21 protein-coding genes are annotated in these 26,179 nt (G+C 73.4%); 8 read left to right on the plus strand and 13 right to left on the minus strand.

The genetic code is table 11. The features are described 5' to 3' along the window. Window positions 1-5 precede the first annotated feature (5 nt). Complete coding sequence (locus tag SRB17_RS10950) at window positions 6-836, minus strand: SAM-dependent methyltransferase (RefSeq protein ID WP_323375279.1); 831 nt, start codon at window positions 834-836, stop codon at window positions 6-8. A 155-nt stretch (window positions 837-991) separates the two neighbouring features. On the opposite strand from SRB17_RS10950, the gene SRB17_RS10955 reads away from it, so the two are divergent. Beyond that, window positions 992-2,170: a MalY/PatB family protein gene (locus tag SRB17_RS10955; RefSeq protein WP_153537184.1), complete on the plus strand. Its 1,179-nt coding sequence runs from the start codon at window positions 992-994 to the stop codon at window positions 2,168-2,170. A gap of 70 nt (window positions 2,171-2,240) precedes the next feature. Beyond that, window positions 2,241-2,627, plus strand: a complete 387-nt coding sequence (locus tag SRB17_RS10960; RefSeq protein WP_153537186.1) for a PPOX class F420-dependent oxidoreductase — start codon at window positions 2,241-2,243, stop codon at window positions 2,625-2,627. 61 nt (window positions 2,628-2,688) lie between these two features. Here SRB17_RS10960 and SRB17_RS10965 read toward each other — a convergent pair whose 3' ends face one another. The 3 genes from SRB17_RS10965 to SRB17_RS10975 form a co-directional block, all read right to left on the minus strand. After that, window positions 2,689-4,104, minus strand: a complete 1,416-nt coding sequence (locus tag SRB17_RS10965; protein WP_153537188.1) for an NAD(P)/FAD-dependent oxidoreductase — start codon at window positions 4,102-4,104, stop codon at window positions 2,689-2,691. A gap of 189 nt (window positions 4,105-4,293) precedes the next feature. Then, the gene (locus tag SRB17_RS10970; RefSeq protein ID WP_323375280.1) at window positions 4,294-4,713 is read right to left on the minus strand and encodes a Zn-ribbon domain-containing OB-fold protein; all 420 of its coding nucleotides are present in this window, start codon (window positions 4,711-4,713) and stop codon (window positions 4,294-4,296) included. A gap of 161 nt (window positions 4,714-4,874) precedes the next feature. Next, window positions 4,875-5,621, minus strand: coding sequence for a TetR family transcriptional regulator (locus SRB17_RS10975; protein WP_153537192.1), 747 nt, complete (start codon window positions 5,619-5,621; stop codon window positions 4,875-4,877). Between the two features lie 356 nt (window positions 5,622-5,977). Between SRB17_RS10975 and SRB17_RS10980 the strand changes: the two genes are divergently transcribed. Next, a complete protein-coding gene (locus SRB17_RS10980; protein ID WP_153537194.1) occupies window positions 5,978-6,247 on the plus strand; it encodes a hypothetical protein in 270 nt (89 codons plus the stop codon). A 462-nt stretch (window positions 6,248-6,709) separates the two neighbouring features. Continuing rightward, window positions 6,710-7,561 (plus strand): hypothetical protein, encoded by an 852-nt coding sequence (locus SRB17_RS10985; RefSeq protein WP_153537195.1) that lies wholly within the window; start codon window positions 6,710-6,712, stop codon window positions 7,559-7,561. Here the strand turns inward: SRB17_RS10985 and SRB17_RS10990 are convergent. Then, complete coding sequence (locus SRB17_RS10990; protein WP_153537197.1) at window positions 7,548-9,965, minus strand: polysaccharide lyase 8 family protein; 2,418 nt, start codon at window positions 9,963-9,965, stop codon at window positions 7,548-7,550. The genes SRB17_RS10985 and SRB17_RS10990 overlap by 14 nt on opposite strands. Window positions 9,966-10,114: 149 nt before the next feature. Between SRB17_RS10990 and SRB17_RS10995 the strand changes: the two genes are divergently transcribed. Together SRB17_RS10995 and SRB17_RS11000 are read left to right on the plus strand one after the other, a co-directional pair. Next, the gene (locus SRB17_RS10995) at window positions 10,115-10,756 is read left to right on the plus strand and encodes a peptidoglycan-binding domain-containing protein (protein WP_323375281.1); all 642 of its coding nucleotides are present in this window, start codon (window positions 10,115-10,117) and stop codon (window positions 10,754-10,756) included. An 810-nt stretch (window positions 10,757-11,566) separates the two neighbouring features. Continuing rightward, window positions 11,567-12,040 (plus strand): flavin reductase family protein, encoded by a 474-nt coding sequence (locus SRB17_RS11000; protein WP_153538226.1) that lies wholly within the window; start codon window positions 11,567-11,569, stop codon window positions 12,038-12,040. Between the two features lie 277 nt (window positions 12,041-12,317). Here the strand turns inward: SRB17_RS11000 and SRB17_RS11005 are convergent, their stop codons facing one another. The 6 genes from SRB17_RS11005 to SRB17_RS11030 all read right to left on the minus strand — a co-directional run bounded on the left by SRB17_RS11005 (window position 12,318) and on the right by SRB17_RS11030 (window position 21,591). Then, window positions 12,318-14,753, minus strand: a complete 2,436-nt coding sequence (locus tag SRB17_RS11005) for a SpoIIE family protein phosphatase (protein WP_153537199.1) — start codon at window positions 14,751-14,753, stop codon at window positions 12,318-12,320. A gap of 120 nt (window positions 14,754-14,873) precedes the next feature. Next, window positions 14,874-15,257, minus strand: coding sequence for a hypothetical protein (locus SRB17_RS11010; RefSeq protein WP_194293965.1), 384 nt, complete (start codon window positions 15,255-15,257; stop codon window positions 14,874-14,876). 358 nt (window positions 15,258-15,615) lie between these two features. Then, window positions 15,616-16,533, minus strand: coding sequence for a MurR/RpiR family transcriptional regulator (locus SRB17_RS11015; RefSeq protein ID WP_323375282.1), 918 nt, complete (start codon window positions 16,531-16,533; stop codon window positions 15,616-15,618). A 78-nt stretch (window positions 16,534-16,611) separates the two neighbouring features. Further along, window positions 16,612-18,450 (minus strand): phospholipid carrier-dependent glycosyltransferase, encoded by a 1,839-nt coding sequence (locus SRB17_RS11020; RefSeq protein WP_153537201.1) that lies wholly within the window; start codon window positions 18,448-18,450, stop codon window positions 16,612-16,614. A gap of 92 nt (window positions 18,451-18,542) precedes the next feature. Then, the gene (locus tag SRB17_RS11025) at window positions 18,543-20,450 is read right to left on the minus strand and encodes a phosphatase PAP2 family protein (RefSeq protein WP_153537203.1); all 1,908 of its coding nucleotides are present in this window, start codon (window positions 20,448-20,450) and stop codon (window positions 18,543-18,545) included. Between the two features lie 451 nt (window positions 20,451-20,901). Then, window positions 20,902-21,591, minus strand: a complete 690-nt coding sequence (locus SRB17_RS11030) for a nucleoside/nucleotide kinase family protein (RefSeq protein ID WP_323375283.1) — start codon at window positions 21,589-21,591, stop codon at window positions 20,902-20,904. A gap of 84 nt (window positions 21,592-21,675) precedes the next feature. Here SRB17_RS11030 and SRB17_RS11035 point away from each other — a divergent pair, with 84 nt between their 5' ends. Beyond that, a complete protein-coding gene (locus SRB17_RS11035; RefSeq protein ID WP_153537205.1) occupies window positions 21,676-22,416 on the plus strand; it encodes an HAD family hydrolase in 741 nt (246 codons plus the stop codon). Next, window positions 22,413-24,767: a glycoside hydrolase family 65 protein gene (locus tag SRB17_RS11040; RefSeq protein WP_323375284.1), complete on the plus strand. Its 2,355-nt coding sequence runs from the start codon at window positions 22,413-22,415 to the stop codon at window positions 24,765-24,767. The genes SRB17_RS11035 and SRB17_RS11040 overlap by 4 nt, the downstream gene beginning before the upstream one ends. A gap of 38 nt (window positions 24,768-24,805) precedes the next feature. Here SRB17_RS11040 and SRB17_RS11045 read toward each other — a convergent pair whose 3' ends face one another. Both SRB17_RS11045 and SRB17_RS11050 read right to left on the minus strand, forming a co-directional pair. Beyond that, window positions 24,806-25,699 (minus strand): M48 family metalloprotease, encoded by an 894-nt coding sequence (locus SRB17_RS11045; RefSeq protein WP_153537207.1) that lies wholly within the window; start codon window positions 25,697-25,699, stop codon window positions 24,806-24,808. Beyond that, on the minus strand, window positions 25,696-26,079 hold the full coding sequence (locus SRB17_RS11050) for a BlaI/MecI/CopY family transcriptional regulator (protein ID WP_153537209.1): 384 nt from the start codon (window positions 26,077-26,079) through the stop codon (window positions 25,696-25,698). Before SRB17_RS11050 ends, SRB17_RS11045 begins: the two co-directional genes overlap by 4 nt. Window positions 26,080-26,179 lie beyond the last annotated feature (100 nt).

Below are 26,179 nucleotides of genomic sequence, written 5' to 3' on the forward strand. Positions count from 1 at the left end.
CGCGGTCAGCTCTTGCGGGCCACCCCGCCGAACATCGCGACCTCCTCCGGCTCGGCGCCGTCCGCGTCCTCCGGGCGCCAGCGCGAGCAGGACACGACGCCTGGCTCCAGCAGCTCCAGACCGTCGAAGAACCGGGCCACGTCCTCGGGAGTGCGCTGGGTCAGCTTCGGGGTGCCGTGCTCGTTCCAGAACTTCACCGCCTCGTCCACGTCCGGCATCGCCGGATGGGTGACGGTGTGCGACAGCACCAGGTGGCTGCCCGCCGGCAACCGGTCCGTCAACCGCCGCACCAGGCCGTACGGGTCCTCGTCGTCACCGATGAAGATGACCACGCCGAGCAGCATCAGCCCCACCGGCTCGCTGAAGTCCAGCGTCTTCGCCGCGTGTTCGAGGATCGCGTCGACATTGCGCAGATCCTCGTCCAGATAGTCGGTACGGCCCTCGGGCGTGCTCGTCAGCAGGGCACGCGCGTGCGCGAGGACCAGCGGGTCGTTGTCGACGTACACGATCCGCGACTCCGGCGCGATCCGCTGGGCGACCTCGTGCGTGTTGTCCGCGGTGGGCAGCCCGGTGCCGATGTCCAGGAACTGCCGGATGCCCACCTCTCCGACCAGGTGACGCACCGCACGGCCCAGGAACAGCCGGTCGGCGCGCGCGTACTCCCCGATACCGGGGTGCAGTTGGCGTATCTGGTCGCCGGCGGCGCGGTCGACCTCGTAGTTGTCCTTGCCGCCGAGCCAGTAGTTCCAGATCCGGGCGGTGTGCGGCTGGCTGGTGTTGATGCGGGCACGCAGCGACACGGCCACGTCGTCGGTGGCTGCCGGGTTGTCGGTCACGTGGGTCAGCTCCTGGGTACGGATGAGTTGCCGGACGATGGATACACCGTTCTACACCGTTCAAGACGCAATCCAGACGCTCGAGTTGATCTCCGCCGCACGCCCCGGCGATGACGACGTTCCCGCTCGCCCCACAGGCTCCTATCGTGAGCCCCATGACCGACATCCCGCACACCACTCCCGGCGAACCCGACCCACTGCACTCCCTCGGCCTGGAGCAACTGCGCCGCCGTACGAGCATGAAATGGCGCACCTACCCCGAGGACGTGCTGCCGCTGTGGGTGGCCGAGATGGACGTACCCCTCGCCGGACCCGTCGTCCGCGCCGTGACCGACGCGCTGGCCCTCGGCGACAGTGGGTACCCCGCCGGCACCGCCTACGCCGAGGCGCTGTCCGCGTTCGCCGCCGAACGCTGGAACTGGGACGGGATCGCCGTCGAGCGCGCCGCGATCGTTCCGGACGTGATGCTCGGAGTGGTCGAGATGCTCAAACTGGTCACCGGGCCCGGCGATCCGGTGATCGTCAACCCACCGGTGTACCCGCCGTTCTTCCAGTTCGTCACGCACATGGACCGCCGGGTGACCGAAGCCCCGCTCGGCGCCGATCTGCGCATCGACCCGGCCGCTCTGGAGGAGGCCTTCCGCGAGGCGACCGCCGGTTCCGGCCGCGCCGCCTTCCTGCTGTGCAGCCCGCACAACCCCACCGGCACCGTGCACACCACCGACGAACTGGCCGCCGTCGCCGCCCTGGCCGAGCGGTACGGCGTCCGGGTCGTCGCGGACGAGATCCACGCCCCCCTCGTCGCCCCCGGCGTCACCTTCGTGCCGTACCTGAGCGTGCCGGGCGCCGAACGCGGCCTGTCCCTGATGTCGGCCTCCAAGGGCTGGAACCTGGCCGGCCTCAAAGCCGCCGTCGCCCTCGCCGGGCCGAAGGCCGCCACCGACCTCGACCGACTGCCCGAGGAGGTCAGCCACGGCCCCAGCCACCTCGGCGTCATCGCCCACACCGCCGCCCTGCGCGAGGCCACCGGCTGGCTGGACGCCCTGCTGGCCGGACTGGAGGCCAACCGGAGCCTGCTCGCCGGCCTGCTCGCCGAGCACCTGCCCCGGGTCCGCCTGCACCCCGCCGAGGCCACCTATCTTGCCTGGCTCGACTGCCGTGACCTCGGCCTCGGCGACGACCCCGCGCAGGTCTTCCTCGACCGCGGGCGGGTCGCCCTCAGCTCGGGCCTGCCCTTCGGCACCGGCGGCGCGGGTCACGTACGGCTGAACCTGGCGACCTCGCCCGACATCCTCACGGAGGGGGTACGGCGGATGGCCGTGGCCCTGGAGTGACCGGGCGGGGTGCGGGAACGCGTGACCGAGCCGGTCTGCCGAGCGGGGGCGACCTCCTAGACTGCCGTGCATGGACGACACGCGGCTGGACCGGCTCGGCTCCGGCAAGTACCTGCTGGTGACCAGCCATCGCAGGAACGGCACCCCGGTCGCCACCCCGGTGTGGGTGGTGCGCGACGGTGACACCCTCGGCGTCTGGACGGCCGCCGACAGCTTCAAGGTCAAGCGGATCCGCCGCCGCGCCGACGTCCTCGTAGGCCCCTGCGACCTGCGCGGCAACCCCACCGGCGACCAGGTGCCGGCCACCGCGGAGATCACCGACGCCGCCACCACCGCCCGGTACCGGGACCTCATCGCCCGCAAGTACGGCATCGTCGGCCGCCTCACCCTGCTGGGCAGCCGGCTGCGGCGCGGGCTGGACGGGACGGTCGGGATCCGGGTCACCCTCGCGGAGTGAGCGCCGACCGGAACGGAGCCTCTTCTCCGGCCCGGCAACGACATCCTGCCCTCCGGGCCGGTCAACCTGCCTGATCGCGAACGATGTTGACGTCGGCGCGCGCCTCGGTGTGCCAGGGAGACGGCGGCCGGCATCCGTCCAGCAGCTCGGTGGGCCGCCCGGTGGCCAACTCGTCCGCGACCAGCCGGCCGATCACCGGCGCCAGCGTGACGGCGGAGTGTGCGACCACCACATACAACGAACAACCGGACGCCTCCGCACCGGCCGACGGACCCACCAACGGACCGACCAACGGACCGACCAACGGACCGCCGGCGGGCATCGGCCGGTCCGCGACACGAGAGCCGACCACCGGGCACGCGTCCGCCCCGGCGAAGGCGGCCCGGAGCAGCGCGAGCGGCCTGGAGAACGGACTCGGGCTGTCGTCGTCCGGGGGATCGGCGGACACCCGGCCCGGTGGGTTCGGCGGGGGGGTCGGCGGAGCGGCCGCCGTGTCCGGCGGGCTGGTCGGGCAGTTCGCAGGTGGGGCTGCGGTGTCTGGTGGGTTCGGCGGTGCGGCCGCCGTGTCGGGTGGGTTTGTCGGGTGGCTTGCAGGTGCGGCTGCCGTGTCCCGCGGATTCATCGGGTGGTCCGAAGTCGCAGCTCCCGTGCCCTCCACGCCCGTCGAGTCGTCCACAGCGGCAACTGCCCTGTCCGGCAGGCCCATCCGGTCCTCCGGAGATGCCTTTCCCCGGTCCGGCAGGGTCATCAGCAGGTGGCCCGGCGTCACCTCGCGTACCTCGAACTCCGGTCCGGCGACGATGCCGCGAACCAGTCCGGGTGGCGCGGTGAGCCGGATCAGGCGGGCTGGGGACGCCGTCACCGGGAGCGGGATGCCCAAGGGCGCGGTCAGCGCGGGGACACCGGTGCCGGCGGCCAGGACGACGGTGGACGCCGGCAGGAAGCCGGCCGAGCATTCCATGTCCGTGACCCGGCCCCCGGACACCCGCAGGGACACCCCGGACACCCCGAGCACCACCCGGCCGCCGCGCGCAGGCAGCGCCCGTACCAGAGCCTCGGTGACCGCGACCGGATCGACACCGCCGTCCGACGGAATGTGCAGGGCCGACGGCGGGGGAGTGCGCAGCCGGGGTTCGAGCGTCCTGATCCGCTTTGGGCCCACCAGTTCCCCGGCCTCTTCCTGCCCCACAAGGTCCGCTGCCGCGGCCGGCCAGGTCAGGGAGCCGGTCCAGCGCACCCGCGCGTCCGGCAGCTCCGCCTCCAGCCGCCGCCAGTCCGCCAGGACCGAACCGCGTAAGCGGGCCGCGCCGCCGGGCCAGTGCCCGCCCGTCCCTCCGATCCACGCGAAGGAGTCACGCGTCACCCCCGCCGCCGGACGTGCCGCCTGCTCCAGCAGGGTGACCGGCACGCCCCGCCCGGCCAGGTGATACGCCACCGACGCCCCGAGCACCCCGGCGCCCACCACGACGACCGACATCAAACCACCTCGTTGTCCGGCGACTTGAAGCTGGCGCGCCCATCACCCGGACCGCACACCCACCCACTGTCTCATCCGCGACCGGACGCCGTACGGAGTTGGTCCCGGGGCCGGGGCGCCGGTGAGGGCGCCCGCCGCCCACCGCGAGGTGCGGCGGCGCGGGTGCCGGAGCGTTGCGGCCCTGCGCCGTCAGGTCCAGGCGCCCCGGTACGGCTCGTCCAGCAGCTGGAAGACCGGCTCGCCCCGCACCGGATCCTGGGCGGTGGACAGCCGGACCCGGTCGCCGCTGTGGATGCCGACCGGCGGGCCCATGACCCGGCCCCGTACGACGAACCCCTCGGCCATCTCTATCAGCGAGACATTGCGTGCCGCGGGCGTGTTGCGGTGCACCACGGTGGAGTGCCGGACCGTCCCGACACCCTCGCTGCGCTCGGTGCGCAGCTCGCTGCCCTGGCACACCGGACACAGCAGCCGGTGGTACATCGCGGTGCCGCACCAGGTGCAGCGCTGGAAGACGATGGCGTCCCTGGTGTCCGCGTGGACGGGGTCGAGAACCCCCGCCGCGGAGCCGGCCGCCGGATGCGAGACGTTTGCTGAGTAGTGGTACACGCTGGTCAACTCCCTGCGCTCGGCCGGAATCCCGCGTGTCCGGCGCGCACCGGGCACACGCGTGCGCGGCGGCCGTGCCACCGTGCACGCCGACAGAGTATGGCACTCAGTGTCACTGGTAAAGGCACTGCGTACCCCCAATGTGTAAAAGTGGGGGTGCCTCAGGTGCGGCCGAGTGCCGCCTCCAGCTCCTGCACCGCCCGCCACAGCGGGGCGTCCCGGCGGGTGACCAGCACCACCACGTCGTGGGAGCCGCCCTCCGCCCCGCCGCCCGCCCACGGACCGGTCCGGGCGGGCGCCGCGACGGGCTCGGCCGTGTGCGCGAACGCCCGCTGCACATATCCCAGCGCGTGGTCCACGGCCGCACCCGCGTCGCCCAGGCCGTCCGAACGCAGCCAGGAACGCAGGGCGTTGTTGTGCGCGGCGACCACCGAGGCCGCGACGACATCCGCCCGCAGCGTCCCGTCGGGCCGGCCCGTGAACCGCCCGCGCAGGTACTCGGCGAGCGCGCGCTCGTAGCGCCACACCACCGACAGCTCGTAGGCCCGCAGACCCGGCACCTGCTTGGTGAGGCGGTAGCGCTGCACGGAGAACGTCGGGTTCTCCGCGTACATCCCCAGAACCAGCCGGGCCGCGTCGCACACTCGGCGCACCGGTTCGTGTTGCTCGTCGCTCGCGGCGAGGAAGGCGGTCATGTCGGCCAGGCAGCGCTCGTGGTCGGGGAAGACCACGTCCTCCTTGGAGGGGAAGTAGCGGAAGAACGAGCGCCGGCCGACCCCGGCGAGGGCCACGATGTCGTCCACGGTGGTCTGCTCGTACCCGCGTTCCAGGAAGAGCTGGAAGGCCGCCGCGACGAGGGCGTCGCGCATCGGCGGCTTCGCGGCCGGCGCCGCGCTGCTGGAGCTCATGGAGGGGAACGTAGCAGCCGGACGAGCCTGGTGACACTCAGTGCAGTCCGAGTGGGCGAGTGAGGGAACTGAGTGCTGTGAGGCGACTGTCGAACATCGGATCGATCGAATTGACTGGAATCGATCGCGCCCCGCCTGGCCGGCCGCCGCAGGCCCCGGCATCGGACCCGCCGCCCCGCGGCCGATCCGGCCCACCGGCGTCGCCGCACAGGCCTTCGCCGCGCTCGCCCGGCACCCGGACCGCCACTGGACCCTGGGCGGCCGGCCGTTCGCGGCCCGGCCGCACGCCGTGCTGTTCGCCATGGACGGCACCCTGGTCGACACCCCGCCGGGACGCCCCGCTGTGGCTGCGCACCGTGCGCGAGACGGCCCCCGGCATCGACGCGGACGACCTCTTCGCCGTACTCGGCCGCTCCGCCACCGACACCGCAGCCCACCTGCACACCCTCACCGGCACCGCCCCGGGCACGCTCGCCGCGGACATGGAGTCCCGCTTCCGCACGGCCGTCGAGCGGGAGGAGAAACCCTGCCCGGAGCACGGGAACTCCTCAGTCTCCTGGGTGAGTTCGGGATACCGGCAGCCCTTGCGCCGGCGTCCTCCCGGCCGGTGGTGGACGCTGTGCTGAAACCGCTCGCCACCGAGGGCGTCGACGCCTTCCGCACCACGATCGCCGCGGGCGAGACGGCCCGAACCGAGCCCGCTTCCGACCTGTATCCGGCAGCGGCCGCATCTCGGGCGTCGATCCCGCCGCATGTGTCGCCGTCGAGGGCTCACCCGCCGGTGTCGCCGGGCCGAGGCCGTGGGCTGCCGGGTGCTCGCCGTGCCGTCGTGCACGCCGATCGAGGCGGGACCCCGGCGCACGGTGCGCCGGGGCCGCATGAGCGTGGACGTCGGGGAGCTGGGGGCGGCCGGGCGGTGAGGCCGCCGGCCCTCGGGCCAGGGTCCGGGCCGCGCAGCACGCAGGTCGGATCGTACAGAGGCCAGGGCCGGGAGCGGGAGCGGCCGTACCCCGGCGTAACCTTTCTGCACCTACTGCCGAAAACGGCCCCCCGCAGCCGGCACGCCGCACTGCCCCAGGAGACCCCCTATGCCCGCCGCCCGCCCCCGCCTGCTCTACGTCACCGACCTGGCGTACGAGGCCCGCGGGCGCCGCTACTGCGACGAGGACATCTTCCTCACCTCCCGGCTGCGCGCCCGCTTCGACCTGGCCCTGTGCCATCCGCTGGACGCCACCGCGTTGCTGGACGCCTTCGACGCCGTGGTCGTCCGCAACAGCGGGCCCGTCCTCGGCTACCAGCGCGAGTACGACGCCTTCCGCGCACGTGCCCTCGCCACCGGCGCCCGCGTGTACAACCCGCTCACCGGCAGGGCGGACATGGCCGGCAAGCAGTACCTGCTCGACCTGAGCGCCGCGGGTTTCCCCGTCATACCGACGGTCGGCCGCGCCGAGGAGCTGCACCTGCTGCCGGCCGCCGAGCGGTACGTCGTCAAGCCCGTGCTCGGCGCCGACTCCCTCGGCCTGCGCACCGTGCCCGCACGCCAGGTCGCCGCGCTCGCCACCGGCCAGGTGCTGATCCAGCCCCGCGTCGACTTCGTCCACGAGGTGTCCTTCTACTTCGTCGACGACGACTTCCAGTACGCCCTGTACGCCCCCGACCCGGAGCGCCGCTGGGAGCTGAAGCCGTACGCGGCCACCGCCGCCGACCTGGAGTTCGCTCGGCGCTTCATCGACTGGAACGACCTCGGCCACGGCATCCAGCGCGTCGACGCCTGCCGCACTCGCGACGGCGGCCTGCTGCTGGTCGAACTGGAGGACCTGAACCCCTACCTGTCGCTGGATGCCCTCCCGGAGGAGGCCAGGGACGCCTTCGTCGCCGCGTTCACGGCGTCCCTGGGCCGGTTCGTGCAGGGAGCGCGGGGGGTGCTCAGCCCAGCCTGACGGTGACCCGCTGGGTGGCTCCGGCCGTGCCCGTGAGGTCGCCGAACGTCAGCGTCAGCGCGGATCCGGCGGCCGCCGAGACGAGCGTGCCCGGCGCGGACGTCACCGCGGTGACCGCCCGCCGCCAGGTCAGGGTCAGACTCGTGCGCATCCGCATCGGATCGCTCACCGCGATCACGGCCGTGCCGTCCTCGCTCTCACTGGTCATCACGCAGCACGGATCGCTCGCGGTGAGCGTTCCGACCGTTCCGCCGAACCAGAAGTTCACCCCGGTGAATCCGAGCGAGGGCACCGCAACGCCCTGCAGGCTGTCGGAGTTGGCGAACACGGTCAGCCATTTCGCATCCGCCGCTCGCGCCTGTGTACGGGCCGCGGTGGCACCCGGCAGCAGCTGGTAGGCGTACGACGCGTTCGCCGGGTCGGTGCCGTGATCGACGTACATCGTCAGGTACTTGCGGTTCAGGACGGTGGTCGAGCCGCCCTTGTTGATCGTGCTCCAGCTGCCGTCACGGGCGTCGCGCAGGGCCCGTACGGTCGCCCCGCCGGGGAAGACATAGCCGCCGTGCCCGCCGATGTGCGCCCACTTCGCCCCGGTGAACGTCGCCGACCAGGGGTAGGAGGAGGGCCGGACCGTGCCGTCGACGGTGAACGGGGCGCCGCCGGTGGGGCCGAGGTTGCGGTTCTCCACCGTGGTCTCCACCGCCGTGCCGTCGGTGCAGGTGATGCCCGCGCCGAGACAGACGACCGTGTCGTCCAGGAAGAACCACGACTTCTTCGCCACCAGCGTCGACTGCAGGCCCTTGAGGTACTGCCCGACGGCGGCCCGCCGGCCGTCCGTCGCGCCGCCCACCCAGTTCACGTCCGGCATCGAGGCGCCCCAGTCCCCGCCGGCCCCGTCCGCCAGCGCCTTGCGCGAGACGGTCGTACCGGGCAGCCGGTAGGGGTCGACGGTGGGCCAGAAAGCGTCACTGTACTGGCCGTTGGCGAAGGTGTCGCCCCACCAGTAGAGCATCCCCGCCCCGGTGTGCCAGCCGCGCAGATTCTCGCCGTTGCCGGTCTCGTAGTACGTGATCCTCTTGTCGGCCATGCTCAGCGAGGCCGCCCAGCCGGGGCTGCGGTGCGTGGCCCGTGCCATGGAGGGGAACAGCCGGTGCCCGGCCGGTTCGGCGACCGCCGTCACCGACCCGTCGTCCTGGACCCCCTTGAGCCGGGCCAGATGCGGCAGGCTCAGCACCGGGTCGGCGAGCGGCGGGCTGTAGTAGTCGCGCTGCATCCAGCCCTTCACCAGAGCACGCCAGCGGGCGTTCTCGGCCGCGCTCGCCCCCTGCCCGAGCAACACGATCGAGGCCAGGACCGGATGACCGCGCAGATGATCGTCCTGCTGGATCCGCTTGGGGTCCGCCGCCGACAGCCCACGGCTGATCGCCCGGCCCGCGACGCCGTCCATCACCAGGCCGTTGTAGAGGAACGGCGCCCAGGCGTGCTCCACCGCGTCGAACACGATCTGCCGGTTCGGATCCGTCACCTCCCAGCCGGAGCCCGCCAGCAGCGCGAACAGCAGCCCGAGACCGCCGAGCAGGACCGAGCCGTACGAGCCGGTGTACGGCACGGTGGTGTGCTGGATGAACGAACCGTCGGCGTACAGGCCGTCGCCGGAGGTGACGTACGGGAACACGGGGGAGAGGGCGTCGCGGGCCAGCGCCACCTTGGCCGGGCTCGCGCCGACGACACCGCGCAGCGCCAGCACCCGGCACAGGTCGACCCGGTTGGCGCCCGTGCTCGTCCCGCTGTAGCTCGCCACCGCCGAGTCGGGCACGAAGTGGTCGACGGCGGCGAGGTAGCCGGCCAGCCGGTCGGCCGGCAGGGCGTCGTACATCAGCACGCACACGTCCAGCAGGGCCTGCGGGGCGCCGATCTGCCAGCTGTACCAGTTGCCGTAGCGGGTCTGGTCCGCGTTGTAGACGTCGTCGTGGAGGTGGTCCAGGCCGGTGAGGATCGCGGTCCGCAGGTCCGCGTCGCCGGTCAGGCCGGTGCCGGGCTGGCAGTAGGCCTGCGCGAGCGTGCTCAGCCGGGTGTAACTGGTGTTCATGTTGCCCGAGTAGCCGTACGACTCCGGGTCGGTGTCCGGATCCGGGTCGGCGTAGACCAGGTCGGGCCACAGGGAGCCGGTGGCGGGGGCCATCGTGGCCCGGTAATGGCCCGCCGTCGTGCCCAGGTCGGCGAGCCGGCTCTTGAACGGTTCGGTGGTGGGGTCGAACCCCTCGCCGAGGACCAGGGTGCGCCACCTCGCCCGGAGTGTCGTGAACTCGTCCGACGCCGCGAACGCCCGGGGCCCGAAACCCAGGGCGACAGCGGTTCCCGAACAGGCGGCCAGAAAACCACGGCGTGACCAAGGAGTCGTCATGACGGCGCTTTCTAGCATGCGCTTTCTCAACCGCTCAACATTTCTTACCGAGTTGAGCGTATCGAGCGCTTGAGGGGAGGCCGGTGACACCTGAACGGTGGCATCCCCGACGTCGTATCTCTGCACGGGGACGACGGAAGGAGAGCCAGGTGCCGACACCGCCCGATCCCGAACGGCCGCACGCCGGCCCGGTCCTGGAACCCATCCGGGTGCTGCGGCCGCGCCGTCTCGACGCCCTCGCGGAGCTGATGCGCGAGATGGACGGCGTCCCGGCGCGAGCGGGACACGCCGACGAGGCGGAGACACAGGAACTGCCGCCCGTACCGGCGCCGCCCCGCACCACCCCCACCCCCGCTCTGCGCCGCTCCGCCGTCGCCGGGGCCGTGGCCGCCGCGGCCCTCCTCGGTTTCGGCTGCGCCCTGCTCCTCCCCGGCAGCCGGCAGGCCACCGCGACCTCGCCTCCGCACCGCCAGACGACGACCGCGCCGCCCGCCACCGCACCGGCACCCACCGCATCACCCGCGCCCACCGCCGCCACCGACCCCGACGGCCCCGGCACCCTCCGCCAGGGCGACACCGGCCCCGAGGTCACCGCACTGCAGCAACGGCTGCTCCGCATCCCGGACGTCTACCGCGACGGCTCCACCAGCGGCACCTACGACGCCGGCCTGACCGCCGCCGTGGCCCGGTTCCAGCTCTGGTACGGCATCAGCGGCGACGAGACCGGCGTCTACGGCGACGACACGCGCCGCGCGCTGGAGTCGCGCACCGGCCTGGGCGACGATTCATGACAGGCCCGCGGGGAACCCCGGGAGGCGACGCAGGCCGCGCCCGGCCCACCGGCATGAGCCCGGCCCGGGCGCCGGAACGGCGGACGGGAGCGCGGTGCCATGGACGCGAACGGTACGGCGGGCAGGGCGGACGCCAGTGGCGCGCCGAGCGGGGCTGACGTGGGTGGTACGGCGGGTAGCTCGGGCGTCGGTGGCACGCTGCGCGTGGCTTGTGCGAGTGATGGGGCCGGCGGGGCTGAGGTAGGTGGTGCGGCTCGGGGGGCCGATGTCGGCGGCGCGGCCAACGATGCTGATGCGAGCGGTGGGGCTGGCAGGGCCCGCGTTGGTGGTGCGCTGGGCGCGGCTGAGGTAGGTGGTGGTGCGGCTTGCGGGGCGGATGTGGGCGGCGCGGCCATCGGGGCTGACGTGAGTGCTGGGGCTGGCGCGGCGGGCACGGGGGGTGCGGCAGGCGGGGCGGGCACGGGTGGTGCGCCAAGCGCGGCTGACGTGGGCGGAAGGGCGGGTAGTGCGGGCGTCGCTGGTGCGGTGGGCCCGGCTTGCGCGGGTGGTGCGGTAGGTGCGGCTGAGGTAGGTGGTGGTGCGGCTTGCGGGGCGGATGTGGGCGGCGCGGCCATCGGGGCTGACGTGAGCGCTGGGGCTAGCGCGGCGGGCACGGGGGGTGCGGCAGGCGGGGCGGGCACGGGTGGTGCGCCAAGCGCGGCTGACGTGGGCGAAAAGGCCGGCATGACGGATGTGGGCGGTGCCGAGGGAGCGGCGGGTGCCGCGAGCATCGGACCGGGCAGCGGACCGGGCGTCGGTCCGACGGGTGGTATGGGCGGCTTCTTCGGGCGGCTGAACCCCGACATGTGCGCGGTCACGGCCGTGGCCGACGGTGAGCGGGCCGGGTGCCTGGTCGGCTTCGCCTCGCAGTGCTCGATCCGGCCGCCCCGGTTCACCGTGTGGCTGTCCAAGGCCAACCACACCTACCGCGTCGCCCGGGCCGCAGAGCACCTCGCCGTCCACCTGCTCACCCGCGACCAGCGGGACCTCGCGGAAATCCTCGGCGGCGAGACCGGGGACGAGATCGACAAGTTCGCGCGCCTGGACTGGACGGAGGGGTACGGCGGCGCGGTGGTGCTGTGCGACACGGCGGCCTGGTTCGTCGGCACCATCCTCCACCGCACCGACGGCGGCGACCACGTCGGCTTCGTCCTGAACCCGGTGCAGTGGGGCGAGGGCCGCCGCGGGCCGCTGCTGCGCCTGTCCGACGCGGCCGGCATCGAGGCCGGTCACCCCGTGGACTGAGCGGATTCGAACACCGGGCGACATCCCGACGAGAGCATTGCCCCAGTGGTGGTCCGGCCTCATCATGGGCAGCCTGCGGCCGACCGCCGCGCGTACCGCCGCACCACGACCGAAAGCCAGCCCGATGACCGGCTCCCGCATCCCGGGCCTGCTCGTGCCCGCCGTCCTTCTGCTGGCCCTCGTCGTCGGGGTGTTCTGGTACTGGCGACACCGCGACGACGACTGAGCCCGGCCTCGCCCCCGGCGAGCCGTCCCTCGACCCACGCGCCGCCGACCCCTAGTCGTCCGTGTCCTGCGCGTCAGCCACGTCCGTCACGTCCTCCAGCGGCACCCTGATGTCCAGCACGCACACATCGTCCCGCCCCTCGTCCGCGAGCATCGTGGCGAGCAGCGCGTCCAGCGAGCCGGACGTGCCGCAGCCCTGGGCGCGCACCGCATCGGCCAGCCGGTCCATGCCCGCGTCGAGGCTCTCGCCGGGCCGCTCGACCAGGCCGTCGGTGTACAGCAGCAGCCGGTCCCCGGGCTCCAGACGGAGTTCGGCCGCCTCGAAGTCAGGGTCCGCGCTCGCGCCGAGCAGCATGCCGCCGGGTCGGTCGAGACAGCGCGCCTCGCCGCGGCGCACGAGCAGCGGAGGCAGATGTCCGGCCTGTGCCCAGGCGAGGACGTGCCGCTCGGGGTCGTAGCGGGCGAGCACCATGGTGGCGGTGGACTGGCTGTCGCGGGAGTGCAGCAGCAGGTAGTTGAGGCCCGCCAGCACCTCGGTCAACGAGGAGCCGGTGCTGACCATGCCCTTCGCGGTGAACCTGAGCTGGGCCATCGTGGCCACGGCGTCGACGCCGTGGCCCGCCACGTCACCGACCACGAACAGCGCGTCGTCGTCGGGCAGTTCGACGGCGCTGAACCAGTCGCCGCCGACATGGATGCCGGACTGTGCGGGCAGATAGGCGACCTCGACGCGCAGCCCTGCCCGCCGCATCGGCTTGGTCGGCATCGGCAGCAGGGCGTACTGCAGCCGGGCGGCCAGGGCCCGTTCGGCCTGCAGGATCCCGCGCTGCAGCAGCATCGCCCGCTCGCTCTCCACCAGCGCCAGTTCCGCGCTCCGCTGCCGGGTGAGGTCCTGGACGAAGCCGTGCACCTCGACGGCGGTGCCGTCCGGCGCCCTGACGGCCTCCGCGACCAGCCGCAGATGGCGGACACCCTCGGGCGTGTCGATGCGGAAGGGCACGTCGAACGGCCGGGCGTGGCGGACGATTTCGGCGATCGCGTGGGTGAGCGGTCCCGCGTCCTCCGGCAGGGCGAGGTCGGGGAGCCGTTCCAGACCGAGCGGCTGCTCGGCCGGGGGCCGGCCGAGCACGGCGTACGTCTGCTCGGACCAGGAGACCTCCCGGGTGAGCAGGTTCCAGTTGGCCCAGCCGAGGTTGCCGAGCCGCTGCACATCGGCCAGGCGCTGCTCCTGTCGGTCGGCGGGGTCGTACCGCAGCCAGGTGACCAGCAGACCCTCGCCCAGCGGGGCGGCCCGCACCGAGTAGGTGGCGGTCACGGGCATCTCGCCGACCACCTCCTGGCAGACGAACGGCCCGCCCTCGAACGGCGCCCCCGTCTCCAGCGCCTGGAGACAGCCCTGCCACAGCGGCTCGCCCGCGACAGCCGGACAGCTCTCCAGAACCCGCCGGCCGGCCATCTCCCGGCCGGACCGGCCGAACACGTCGACCGCCTCCGAGGTGGCGGCCTCGATGAGGTAGTCCTCCACCTGGCCGGAGGCGGCGCGCAGCGGGGTCAGCAGGATCGCCGCGCCCGGCAGCGCGTCGAACACCGCCTGCACGGTCCGGGCGACGGCGCCACCGCCGTGCTCCTGGACGAAGTCGAAGGCCCGCAGTCGGCCCGCGCACAGCCGGGCCACGGCCCGCAGCAGCCGCCGCTCGCGCGGTGCGAACGTACCGCCACGGCCGCGCCACACACCGAGGGCGACATGCGAGGCGTCCCCTCCCGGCACGGGCAGCCAGGCCCGGCTGGGCCAGCGTTCCGGCGACTCTCCGATGATCAGGTACCGGTCGCTGTCCCCGGCGAGATCCTCCAGCCAGCGCGGCTCGCCGGACCGCAGGGCGTCGAGCGGGGCCACTGCGGTCAGCGGGGGCACGTACCGCCACTGCGCGGCGAAGGCCGGGTCGACGCCGGCGTGCCCGATCAGTTCGAGCCCGGCCTCGGGCAGTCGCTCGTACAGCACCACGGCGTCGGCGCCGGTCTCGGGCGCGATGTGGTCCAGCAGGCACCGGGCCAGCTCGTGCGGCGTGCCGACCCGGACCAGGTCCCGGCCGATGTGCCCGAGTACGTTCGCGAGCTCCACCGTGCCGGCGGGCGCGACGCTCCAGCAGCCGGCGGCCGGCCGTTCGGCGACTGCCGGCGACGCGCCGTCCGGCCGCTCCTGGGGCGGCGGCAGGGCGCCCAGGGTGAGCCAGCACTGTTCGAGGAGTGTGCGGTTGCCGTCCATGGCGCGCCGCAGCAGCTCCTCGTGCGCGGCTTGCGGGGAGCATCCGGTGACGGCCATGAGCACGCCTTTGGCCCGCTCCTGGACCGCCGAGGTGGCGGCCAGGTCCCGCAGTCGCTCCATCTCCGCGCGCTGCCGGGCCACGATCCGGGCCAGTGCGGCCGGATCGCCGCCGGCGGCGTGCGCCGGGTGGACGGGCTCGCTCGTCACGCGACGAGCATGGCACATCGGGGCCCGCTCGATCACTCTTCCGGCGGGTGGGGTTTCATATGAGCTTCACAGGGGCTTCGTACGATCGCCTGGAGGTACGCGAGAGTCGTCCGCACAGAGCTGATGGACGCCGGTGGCTCAGCGGCCCGCGCCGCGGCCGGCCAGGGCCTCGCTGACCGCGCGGACGCTGCGCGCGATGTGCTGCAGCTGCAGGACCTCGGCGGCATACAGCTTGATCGTGTGCTCGATGACCGACTCGGGCAGACCGAGCATCGGCAGCTCGGCCCGCGCGGTCTGCAGTGCCGTCCGGGCCACCCGTATCTCCTGCTGGACCTGCAGCTGGGCGTGCCGGGCGAGCAGGACGGGGTGGCGGATGAGGGCCGGATAGCTGGCGTAGCGCGCGGGGATCAGCTCACGCAGCCACTTGGCCGCCGAGCGCTCCCAGTCGTACGAGCCCGGCGTCTTGACCTGGCAGGGCCAGTCGGGGCTGATGCGCGTGCTGGTGATGAGAGGCATGGTCATCGCTTCCGGTGTGCGGCGTCGTGAGGGTGGTCCGACGGGTGCGGGGCGGCCCCGGCCTAGGGGATGGCCGGGGCCGCCACGGGCGCGCCGCGCAGACGGCGCTCCCCGGTACACCCCGGGCGCCGACGTGGGTAGGGGACGGCGGCTGGGGGTGTCCGTGCGGGGGCCCCGTGCGTCGGAGACCGGCGCCGCGCGGTGACTGGCATACGCATGGGCGGTCCGTCGGCTTTCTCGGGGCGGTGGTGCGAGCAGTATTTATATATGCCGTCCGCTTTGCAAGCCGTATGAAAACATTCATGCGCGCTTGGTGACGGATCACCCGTCCGGGACGGACCGGAACGTTCCGGGACGGACCGGATCAGTCCTTCATGAAGAACTGGTGCTGGTCGGAGAGCTGTTCGTACTTCTCCAGGCGGGCCTGGGTGCGCTCGGGATCGGCGTCGGTCATGGCCTGCAGCAGCGCGGCGGCCATCACACCGGGCGCGGCGTAGGAGTCGAACACCAGCCGTGAGCCGGTACCGGTGGCGAAGGTGACGTCGGCCTCGTCGGCCACCGGCCCGAGGGCGAGGTCGGTCACCAGGGCGACCTTCAGGCCGGCGCCGCGGGCCACCCGCACGGCCTGCAGCGTCTCCTGGGAGTGCCTCGGCATGGCGAAGGCCAGCACCCAGGTGCCGCCGGCCTCACGGCACTGCAGCAGCGCGTCGTAGGCCACGCTGCCGCCCCTGGTGACCAGCCGTACGTCGGGGTGGATACGGCGGGCCGCGTAGCCGAAGTACTCGGCGAGCGACTCCGAGATGCGCAGGCCCAGCACCGTCAGCGGGGTGGAGCGGGAAAGTTCGCGGCCGACTCGGATGATCTGGTCGGGGTCGGCGAAGTCGCGCCGCAGGTTCTCCAGGTTCTCGATCTCGGCGTCGACGGCCGCCTGCAGCTCGTTGGCCCGGTCCTCCTCGCCCGGCCCGCCGGCGAGGGTGCTCAGCGCGATCGACTGCAGCCTCTCGCGCAGCGCGGGGTAGCCGCTGAAGCCCACGGCGCCGGCGAAGCGGGTGACCGAGGGCTGGCTCACCCCGACCCGGTCGGCCAGCTCGGTGATGGACAGGAACGCGGCCTCGGTGATGTGCTCGATCAGGTACTGGGCGATGCGCCGCTGCCCCGGCGACAGGCGGGGGCCGTCGAAGAGTTCCCGGAGCCGGGAGGTCGGGCTGGCCTCGGCCGCGGGCACGGTCTTGCCGGACCTGATCGCTGATGCCTGTGCGCGTGCCTGCTGCGGCGAGGGCACCGGTCCGCCTCCTTTGTCTGCCACAAGCACTCAACATAGCTCACCCACCGTCAGGAACAGGGGGTTGAGCAGGAGGTTTCAGCGCCGGAAGAGGCTGATCGAATGCCCCACGTCACCGGCCGGCCGGCTGCCGGCGACCAGCTCGGCGAGCCGTCCGCGCGCCTTGGCGAGCGCGGAGTCCGAGACCACCAGCAGCCCGTGCACCCGCTCCGGCGGCACCGTGCGCGGATCGGCGGCGCGGATGCCGTAGTACGACGGCACTCCGCTGCCCTTGTACACCAGCCACACCCGCTCGCCCTTGTGCCGCTGCCGGAGCAGGTCGGCGAGCCGGCCCAGGTCCTGTCCCCAGTCCACGTTGGAGTCGTGCAGCAGCCGGTGGGTGCGGGCGGGGCCGCCGAAGGCCTCGTTGGAGTACGGCAGGTAGTACGGGAACGTCCGCAGCGAACTCCCTGCCGCGAACAGCACCAGCGCGGCCGTCGCGGCGGCCGTCCACCGCCGGCCGGGCCGGGGCACACAGGCTGCCGCCACCGCGAGGAACATCGGCACGAACAGCGCGTACCGCGTCCCGAAGTCCCGCGACCCCGTCATGGCCGCCGCGAGCAGCACCCCGGGCGGCAGCAGCACATACGGCGCCGCGGGCCGCAGCCGCCGCACCGCCACGAGCGTCACCGCACCCGCCGCGCCGAGTGCCAGCAGCCCCAGCGGCGTCTTCACCAGCAGGGCGGCCGGCAGGTAGTACCAGAGCGAACCGGTGTACAGGTGCCCGAACAGATAGCCCTGCCACGGGTAGTCCTCCAGCCCGAACTGCACCCGCATCCCCGCCCGGTAGGCGTCGGGCACCGGCAGCAGATCCACCAGTCGGCCCCGCAGCCCGTGCAGCGCCGGGACAGGTTCGGCGGGGGAGAATCGCAGACCGGGATCGACGGCGAGATACGCGCCCCAGACGACGGCGACCGCCACCACCGCCACGGCGACCGCGCCGGCCAGCGCCGACAGCACCGCCCGGCGCCGGTCGCCGGGGGCACCCACGAGGGCGGACAGGACCGTGCCCGGGCGAGGACCGGCCGTGTCGGCATGCGCGGACAGGGACGGGGCCTCGCGAGGGCGAGTGCCTGCCGGGCCCGCGAGGGGGGAGCGCGGCTCGGGCCGGTGCGGATCGGCTCCCCTGCGCGCCACCAGGACCGACGCCGCGGCCAGCACCGAGAGCACCGGAACCGCCGGCAGCGCGCTCATCTTGGTCGCCACGGCCGCGCCGAGAGCCGCCCCGGCGAGCGGCAGACAGAGCCCGGGCCGGCGGCGCGCCCGCCACACCAGCCAGGCCGACGTCAGCACGAAACCGGCCGTCGGCACGTCCAGCGTGGCCAGCGAGCCGTGGGCGATCAGATCGGGCGAGAAGACGTACAGGGCGAGGGCCACCAGGCCGCCGGCCGTGCCCGTCAGGTCGCGGGCGAACGCGAAGGCGACCAGCCCGAACAGCAACGTCAGCACGATCACCGGAAGCCGCGCCCACAGCATCACACGCCAGGGGTCGTTCCCCGACTCGTAGAGCAGATGCCGGCCCACATCCCCCTGGGTGCCGGTGTACGAGGGGTCGTAGTGCGGGTCGGCCACCGCCACCCCCGCCGCGATCAGCAGCTTGCCGAGCGGCGGATGCTCGGGGTTGTAGCGGATCCGGTGCTCGTGCAGATAGTCGGTGGCGGTCGCGACGTACACCGGCTCGTCGATGGTCGGGGTCTGCTGCACGGCCGTGGTGACCATCGCCGCGGCCATCTGGGCGAGCAACAGCACGGCCAGCAGCGGCACCAGCCACCGCCGGTGGCGGTGCAGCCGGGCCCGGAGGCGGCCGGGGACCGGCCGTCGCGGGCCTTCGGAGGCAACCGCACGGGTGAGGAGCAGGTGCTGTTCGCGCGCCATCATCCGCCCCGCGATGGCACCGGCCGAGGCGCGGCGGGAACGGTCGTGGGCCGCATCATGGCCCTACTGTCGCACCGCTCCCGCCGCCGGAGGCGTCACCGCTTCACGAGTCGTACCGACAGACCTTCTGCCGTGTACACGGGTACGGCCCGCAGCCGGTCGGAGTTCACCTCGATCCGGGTGAACCGGCCGCGCAGCCGGGGCACGTCGACGACCGGCAGGGTGATGTCCTCGGCCGGGGGCCGCTCGGTGTCCAGCCGCAGCGACAGCACCGCCGAACTCCCCAGTGCCGCCAGGTGCTTCACCGCCAGCGGCGCCTTCCGGCCGGCGCGCAGGGTGAGCTCCAGCGTGCCCCCGTCCTGCGCGTACGCGCCGCGCACCCGCAGCCGCTCGGCCACCCGCAGGGTGCCGCCCGCGACCCGCACGTCCCCGTGGCCGAGGGCGTCCTCGGCACCGGCGACCAGCGTGCCCTCGGCCAGCACCGTCCCGCCCGTGTAGCGGTTGCGGCCGGTCAGCGTCAGCGAGCCGGTGCCGCGCTTGGTCAGTCCGCCGTGACCCTCGATGTCGTTGCGCCAGGCGTCGGCCGCCGAGAAACCGCCCGCGGCCGCGTCCAGCGTGACCGAGACGTCCGCGTCGAAGGCGCCGTAACCGTCCGCCGCGGCGAACAGGTTCAGCCGCCCCCACTGCTCGAAGCCGTCGAGGAGGACGTACCCCGAGGGCAGGCCTGTGGTGCGCAGCACCTCACGGCGCTGATCGGCCGTCAGGTACGGCAGCCGCGTCTCCAGCAGCACCTCCGCGCCCTTCGGCACGGTCATCGGCAGATCGCGGCCCTGCCGGGTGAGGACGTACGTCAGTCGGGGCCGGACCGCGCGGGCGTTGGCGTCCCGGTCGGCGTACGGGTCGGCGCCGGTGTGGGCGTAGGCGTACAGGGTGTCGGGGGTGGTGCCGGTCTGTGCGGTGAACCACGTGAGGGCCTGGGCGCGGGCGGCGGCCTTCAGGTCCGCGTTGGCCGGGTCGGCGAGGGTGGCCGCGGCGAGTGCGGTGGCCATGATCCGGCCGCCGATGACGTCGACGGGGTGGTGCATGCCCGCCACGATCCGGGTGTGGCTCAGCTCGAACGCGCGGGTCACCAGCTCCTGGAAACGCTCGGGTACGGCGTAGGCGTAGGCCAGCGCGGCCAGGTGGAAGGCGTTGGTGTGGCCGCTCGGGAAGCCGCCGTCGTCGGCCGGGGAGGTGCCGCGCTGGCGCAGCAGCTGCGGGGCCACGACCACCGGCGAGTCGTACACCGGGAAGCCGAACGCGTCCGTCCTGCCGGTGTCGACGACCTCGCTGTCCTCGGTCAGGCGCCAGGGACGCGGGTACTCGTAGGCGTACTTGGCGGGGTTGCCGGAGGCGTAGGGTCCGCGCACGGTGTCGACCAGTTCGGCGACCTTGCCGAGGGCCGAGTCGTGGGCGCCGGCGCCCAGCGCCGCACCGGCCGGGGCGTTCGCGGGTACGGCGTCGCTCACCGTGGTCGCCGGTGTGCCGTCGGGCGCGCTCGTGATCGACGTGACCGCCTTCGCGCCCGCCCGGTAGAGGCCGGCGAGCGGGCCGAGGCCGGCGATCAGCGCGTAGCTCTGGTGCTGGCGGTCGTAGACGAAGGCCTCCTTCGCCTGCGCGTCGGTGCGGGTCTGTGTGACGCGCGCGCAGTAGCTCAGGTCGGCACGCAGCACCTCGGGGCGCAGCGGGGCGCCGGTGTTCCAGGCGGAGCCGGTCTTCCACACCTGCGCGAAACCGCCGAGGACCCGGACCACCGCGTTGGTCTCGGGCGTGAGGTTGGCGATGACGTTGGTCCTGTAGTCGTCCACGAACGCGGCCGGGGCGCTCGCGGCCTTCGCGTCGGCCGCCGGCAGCCAGGCGGCGACGGCCGGGGCGGCGAGCACACCCGCCGACGCGGCCAGCGAGGTCGTGAGGAACCCGCGCCGGTTCAGCGCGGAGGAGGGGTGCCCGGCAGGTGACGGCATGCCTGTGCCTCTCAGGAGTCGTCCACGGGGTGTCCGGCGATGTGCCGGCGTGTGCGAACCCGTGGAGAAGGAGGGAGAAGAGGTTGAACGGGTGAATATCTAGGGCGGTGGTGTGTCGCGCCGGGGAGAGGCCGGTGATCTCCGTATGGTCGGCGGGTGAACGCGGGTCGCTCGGCGCACAGAAACGCGCTCGGAGCCACAGAAACGCGCTCGGTCCCGTGATGTTCGCCATGTCGGCACTCGCCCTCCGGCGGCTACGACAACGGCGGCTCCCGCTACAGCGAACAGCACTCCGGTTTCGAATCCGTCCTCGGGCTGCGGTACTTCGGCGCCCGCATCGGCTCCGGCACGCGGTCCAGCAGGACGGCCGGATCGAAGGGGACTTCGCCCTCATGCCGGTCCGGCAGATCCCCACCCGCCGGCCGGCCCGCGCGGCTGCTGACGGTGCCGGTCAGTCCCGTCCGTGTCCTGTCGACCGGGTGTGCGCGGACCGGGACGGCGACGGGAGCACGGCGGCCGGGACCACCACGTCGGCCCGTGCCCGCGTCGCCGCCACCAGGTCGGCGTTGCGCTGGTCCGTGCTCAGGACCCAGGCCACGGCCGTCTCGTGGTCCTTGCCGAACTCCTCGTGCCGGGCGATCAGCCGGCGGATCCGCTCGGCCTCGGCCATCTCGCAGAACCACACCTCGTCCAGGCACGGCCGCACCCGCGCCCACGAGCCCTCCGTAAGCAGCAGGTAGTTGCCCTCGGTCACCACCAGCCGGGCGGTCGGCGGCACCGGGATCGCGCCCGCGATCGGCTGTTCCAGGACCCGCTCGAACCCGGGTGCGTACACCACCTCGTCGGTGTCCTCGCGCAGCCGCCGCAGGAGTGCCGCGTACCCGGCCGCGTCGAAGGTGTCCGGCGCGCCCTTGCGGTCGCGGCGGCCGAGCCGGTCCAGTTCGGCGTCGGCGAGGTGGAAGCCGTCCATGGGCACGTGCGCGGCCCAGGGCGGCCCGTCGGCGTTCAGCGCACGCACCAGGTGCTCGGCGAGCGTGCTCTTGCCCGCGCCGGGGCTGCCCGCGATGCCCAGCACGGCACGCCGGCCGTCCCGGACGAGGCCACGGGCGCGGTCGAGGAGGTCGTCGAAGATCAGCGGCACACAGCAGAGTGTGACATCAGGAGGTCGCGTGCTGTGTGGCGTGTGCCATTCACGGGAGCGCGGCTCATGGGGAAGAGTGCCGGTATGACTCAACTCGGTCTTCCCGATGAGATCCAGGCCTGTCTCTTCGACCTCGACGGTGTCGTCACCAGGACGGCCGTCGTGCACGCCGCCGCCTGGAAGGAGACGTTCGACGCGTTCCTGCAGGATTACGCGGGGGAACAAGGGCGGCCGTTCGACGCGGTCGCCGACTACGACGAGTACGTCGACGGCCGCCCCCGCGCCGACGGCGTCCGCGCCTTCCTCGACTCCCGCGGCATCAAGCTGCCCGAGGGCACCCCCGAGGACCCACCGGAGGCCCGTACCGTGCACGGGCTCGGCAACCGCAAGAACGTCCTGCTGCTGGCGAAGATCCGCACCGGCGGTGTGGAGGCCTATGAGGGCACCCTGCGCTATCTGGAGGCGGTCCGTGCCGCGGGCCTGCGCACGGCGATCGTCTCCTCCAGCGCCAACTGCCGTGACGTGCTGCGCTCCGTCGGCGCCGAGCACTTCTTCGACGTGCGGATCGACGGTGTGGTCGCCGCCGAGCGGCAGCTGCCGGGCAAGCCGCACCCCGACACCTTCCTCGCCGCCGCCCACGACCTCGGCGTCGAGCCGTCCCGGGCCGCCGTCTTCGAGGACGCGCTGGCCGGTATGGACGCGGGCCGCACGGGCGGCTTCGGCTATGTCGTCGGCGTGGACCGCGTGGGTCAGGCCGACGCGCTGTACGCGCACGGCGCGAGCACCGTGGTGAAGGACCTCGCCGAGCTGGGAGGCAAGCAGTGATCACCGACCGGTCGTACACCGTGGAGCCGTGGGCCGTACGGGAGACCACCCTCGACCTCGACGTCCTCGCCCAGAGCGAGTCGGTTTTCGCGCTGTCCAACGGGCACGTCGGCTGGCGCGGCAACCTCGACGAGGGCGAACCGCACGGCCTGCCCGGCACCTATCTCAACGGCGTGCACGAGGTGCACCCGCTGCCGTACGCGGAGGCCGGCTACGGCTACCCGGAGTCGGGCCAGACGGTCATCAACGTCACCAACGGCAAGATCCTGAGGCTGCTGGTGGACGACGAGCCGTTCGATCTCCGCTACGGGCGGCTCGTCTCGCACGAACGGGTCCTGGACCTGCGGCGCGGCGTGCTGGAGCGGACCTGCGAGTGGACCTCCCCGGCCGGCTCCACGGTCCGGGTGCGCTCCACCCGGCTGGTGTCGCTGACCCAGCGCGCGGTGGCCGCGGTGTCGTACGAGGTGGAGGCCGTCGGCGACCGCAGCCGGGTGGTGATCCAGTCCGAACTGGTCGCCAACGAGACCCTGCCCGAGTCGAACGGCGACCCGCGCGCGGCCATGGCGCTGCAGGCCCCGCTGGAGCAGGAGGACCACTTCGCCTCCGGCAGCCGGCTGCGCCTTGTGCACCGCACCCGGCGCAGCGGCCTGCGGGTGGCCGTGGCCGCCGACCACGTCGTCAGCGGCCCCGAGCGCACCACCACCCGCAGCGAGAGCGGCACCGACGTGGCCCGGCTGACGGTCACCGCCGTACTGGAGCCCGGACAGACCCTGCGGGTGGAGAAGCTGGTCGCCCACGGCTGGTCCGGCGCCCGTTCGCTGCCCGCGATGGCCGACCAGGTCGACGCCGCGCTCGCCGCCGCCGCGCACGACGGCTGGCAGGGTCTGCTGGCGGACCAGCGCGCCTTCCTGGACGACTTCTGGTCCCGCGCCGACGTCGAGGTGGAGGGCGACGAGGAGGTCCAACAGGCGGTCCGCTTCGCCCTGTTCCACGTGCTGCAGGCCGGGGCCCGCGCCGAGCAGCGCGCCATCCCGGCGAAGGGCCTGACCGGCTCCGGCTACGACGGACACGCCTTCTGGGACACCGAGATGTTCGTGCTGCCCGTGCTCACCCACACCGCCCCCGCGGCGGTCGCCGAGGCGCTGCGCTGGCGGTACAGCACCCTGGACGAGGCCCGGGAGCGCGCGGCTCAACTCGGGCTCGGCGGCGCCTCGTTCCCCTGGCGGACCATCGCCGGACCGGAGGGCTCGGCGTACTGGCCGGCCGGCACCGCGGCCTTCCATGTGAACGCCGGCATAGCCGACGCGGTGGTCCGGTACGTCGAGGCCACCGGGGACACCCTGTTCGAGCGCGAGGTCGGCGTGGAACTGCTGGTGGAGACAGCCCGGTTGTGGCGCTCGCTCGGTCACCACGACGCACACGGCGACTTCCACATCGACGGCGTCACCGGCCCCGACGAGTACAGCGCGGTCGCCGACGACAACACGTACACCAACCTCATGGCCCGGCAGAACCTGCTCGCCGCGGCAGGCGCCGTCGAACGCCATCCGCGCGAGGCGGCACGGCTCGGCGTGGACGAGGAGGAGAGCGCGGCCTGGCGGGACGCCGCCGAGGCCATGTACGTCCCCTACAACGACGAACTCCGCGTCCACGAGCAGCACGCCGGGTTCACCCGCTACCAGCGCTGGGACTTCGCCGCCACCCGTGCCGACCAGTACCCGCTGCTGCTGCACTTCCCCTACTTCGACCTCTACCGCAAGCAGGTGGTCAAGCAGGCCGACCTGGTGCTGGCCATGTACACCTGCGGCGCCTGGTTCGACGCGGAGCACGACGAGGAGCAGGTGGCCCGGAACTTCGCCTACTACGAGCCGCTGACCGTTCGGGACTCCTCGCTGTCGGCGTGCTGCCAGGCCGTCGTCGCAGCCCAGGCGGGCCATCCGGACCTCGCCTGGGACTACACCACCGAGGCGGCCCTGATGGATCTGCAGGACCTGGAGCACAACACCCGCGACGGGCTGCACATCGCCTCGCTTGCCGGCACCTGGATGGCGCTGGTGGCGGGCTTCGGGGGGATGCGTCGCGACGGCGAGCGGCTGCGGTTCGCGCCGCGCCTGCCCGAGCGGCTGAGCCGGCTCGCCTTCAACGTGGAGTTCCGCGGCCGGCGGCTGCGCGTGGACATCGGCGCGGACAAGGCGACGTACGCGCTGCTGGACGGGCCGCCGTTGACGCTGCGGCACCATGGTGAGCGGCTCACGGTGCGTACGGATGAGCCGGCGGTGCGGGCGGTGCCGCCGGCTGCCCGGCGACCGACGCCCGGGCAGCCGCTGCACCGGGCACCGAACGGGGGTTGAGCGCGCGCTCCGCCCCACCTGGACATGCGTCGGGCGTCTCAGATCAGGACACCGGACAGCTGCCGCAGCAAGTCCCCTGTCGCGTCGGCCGCGAGCAGGGCGGAGAGGGTGCCCAGCAGGAGGACGGCCGCCGCGGCCGGCCACAGCCGCGGCGGCGGGCCGGTCTGCAGGGCCGCGATGCGGCGGGTGACGGCGCGGTCGGTGAAGTGCAGGGCGCAGGTGGTGCGGGCCCCGCCGGCGCTGAGCGCGGCCCGGGCCAGGGCCCGGGCGGTGGTCCGCCGGTCGCCGACCGTGGCCGCCGCCTGCTCGTCGGCCCACCGCTCCACGAGGAAACCGACGGCCCTGCGCGCCGGGCCGAGCAGCGGGTCGGCCGCCGCCGCGAGGGTCGCTGCCATGACCAACGGGCCGTGCCGATGGGCGAGATGAGCGCGCTCGTGCGCGAGGAGCGCTCGTCGCTCGGCCGGCCCGAGGGCGCGCAGCATCGCCGAGGTGACCAGGATCCGGCCCGGCCGGCCCGGGATCGCGAACGCCTGCGCAACCTCGGAGGCGGCGACGATCAGCTCGGTGTCCGCCGGGTGTCCCGCGCACAGCCGGCGCAGGGCACGCCGGGTGCGGCGCTCGGCGTGTACGGCCCGGTACACCCGTACGGCGATCAGCACCAGTGCCAGGCAGGCGGCGAGGCCGATCGCCTCGGGCACCGGGGCCGTCACCGGATGCCCGTCCTCGCGGGCCTCGCGGATCACCGGCGGCGCGTCCCCGAGGAGCGCGGCGGCCAGCAGAACCAGTGACCAGGTGGTGGCCGCGGCGGTCAGCACGGCCGCCGAGGTGAGGACGCGCGCGGCGAGTGCCGGAGCGACCCGGCCGGCGATCAGCGGGCCGATCACCGACAGCAGCAGGGACAGCACCAGCGGGGTGTACACGTCGAACCTCATGCGCCGCCTCCGGCGAGCAGTGCGCGCAGCGCCCGCTCCTCCTCGGCGCTCAGCCCGGTAACGAACTGCTGGAGCGCGGCGATCGGGTCCGGGCCACGGTCCAGGGCCTCGTGCATCGCCTCGGCGGTCAATTCGGCCGCGTTCTTCGCCGGGCGGTACGCGCCGCGCCGGCCGTCGGCGTCCCGCAGCACCAGCCCTTTATCGTACAGGCGTTTGAGGATGGTGTGCACCGTGTTGTAGGCGAGCGCCCCGTCGACCTCGGCCTGGATCTCCGCCGGGGTCAGGGGCCGCTCGGTGGCCCAGAGCGCGGCCAGCACCTCGCTCTCCAGCTCACCGGCGCTGCGCCGCTCCGCCCTCCCGCGGGACCCTGTGCCAGCCATGCCCCAACCTTACAGCGCGTAGTGCCGTCGGCCGGATGGCCCCGTCCACCCGGCATGAGGCGGGTATTCGGGGTAGTTTGGCGGTGTTTTCCCCGACTCC

Source organism: Streptomyces sp. RB17 (genome assembly GCF_009604455.1).
Taxonomy (GTDB): domain Bacteria; phylum Actinomycetota; class Actinomycetes; order Streptomycetales; family Streptomycetaceae; genus Streptomyces.

Coding starts and splice junctions, on each gene's coding strand:
- SRB17_RS11035 (WP_153537205.1), top strand. CDS start 21,676: ATGACTCAACTCGGTCTTCCCGATGAGATCCAGGCCTGTCTCTTCGAC.
- SRB17_RS11045 (WP_153537207.1), bottom strand. CDS start 25,699: ATGAGGTTCGACGTGTACACCCCGCTGGTGCTGTCCCTGCTGCTGTCG.
- SRB17_RS11010 (WP_194293965.1), bottom strand. CDS start 15,257: ATGACCATGCCTCTCATCACCAGCACGCGCATCAGCCCCGACTGGCCC.
- SRB17_RS11000 (WP_153538226.1), top strand. CDS start 11,567: ATGGGCGGCTTCTTCGGGCGGCTGAACCCCGACATGTGCGCGGTCACG.
- SRB17_RS10955 (WP_153537184.1), top strand. CDS start 992: ATGACCGACATCCCGCACACCACTCCCGGCGAACCCGACCCACTGCAC.
- SRB17_RS10965 (WP_153537188.1), bottom strand. CDS start 4,104: ATGTCGGTCGTCGTGGTGGGCGCCGGGGTGCTCGGGGCGTCGGTGGCG.
- SRB17_RS11020 (WP_153537201.1), bottom strand. CDS start 18,450: ATGATGGCGCGCGAACAGCACCTGCTCCTCACCCGTGCGGTTGCCTCC.
- SRB17_RS10960 (WP_153537186.1), top strand. CDS start 2,241: ATGGACGACACGCGGCTGGACCGGCTCGGCTCCGGCAAGTACCTGCTG.
- SRB17_RS10975 (WP_153537192.1), bottom strand. CDS start 5,621: ATGAGCTCCAGCAGCGCGGCGCCGGCCGCGAAGCCGCCGATGCGCGAC.
- SRB17_RS10990 (WP_153537197.1), bottom strand. CDS start 9,965: ATGACGACTCCTTGGTCACGCCGTGGTTTTCTGGCCGCCTGTTCGGGA.
- SRB17_RS11050 (WP_153537209.1), bottom strand. CDS start 26,079: ATGGCTGGCACAGGGTCCCGCGGGAGGGCGGAGCGGCGCAGCGCCGGT.
- SRB17_RS11005 (WP_153537199.1), bottom strand. CDS start 14,753: ATGTGCCATGCTCGTCGCGTGACGAGCGAGCCCGTCCACCCGGCGCAC.
- SRB17_RS11025 (WP_153537203.1), bottom strand. CDS start 20,450: ATGCCGTCACCTGCCGGGCACCCCTCCTCCGCGCTGAACCGGCGCGGG.
- SRB17_RS10985 (WP_153537195.1), top strand. CDS start 6,710: ATGCCCGCCGCCCGCCCCCGCCTGCTCTACGTCACCGACCTGGCGTAC.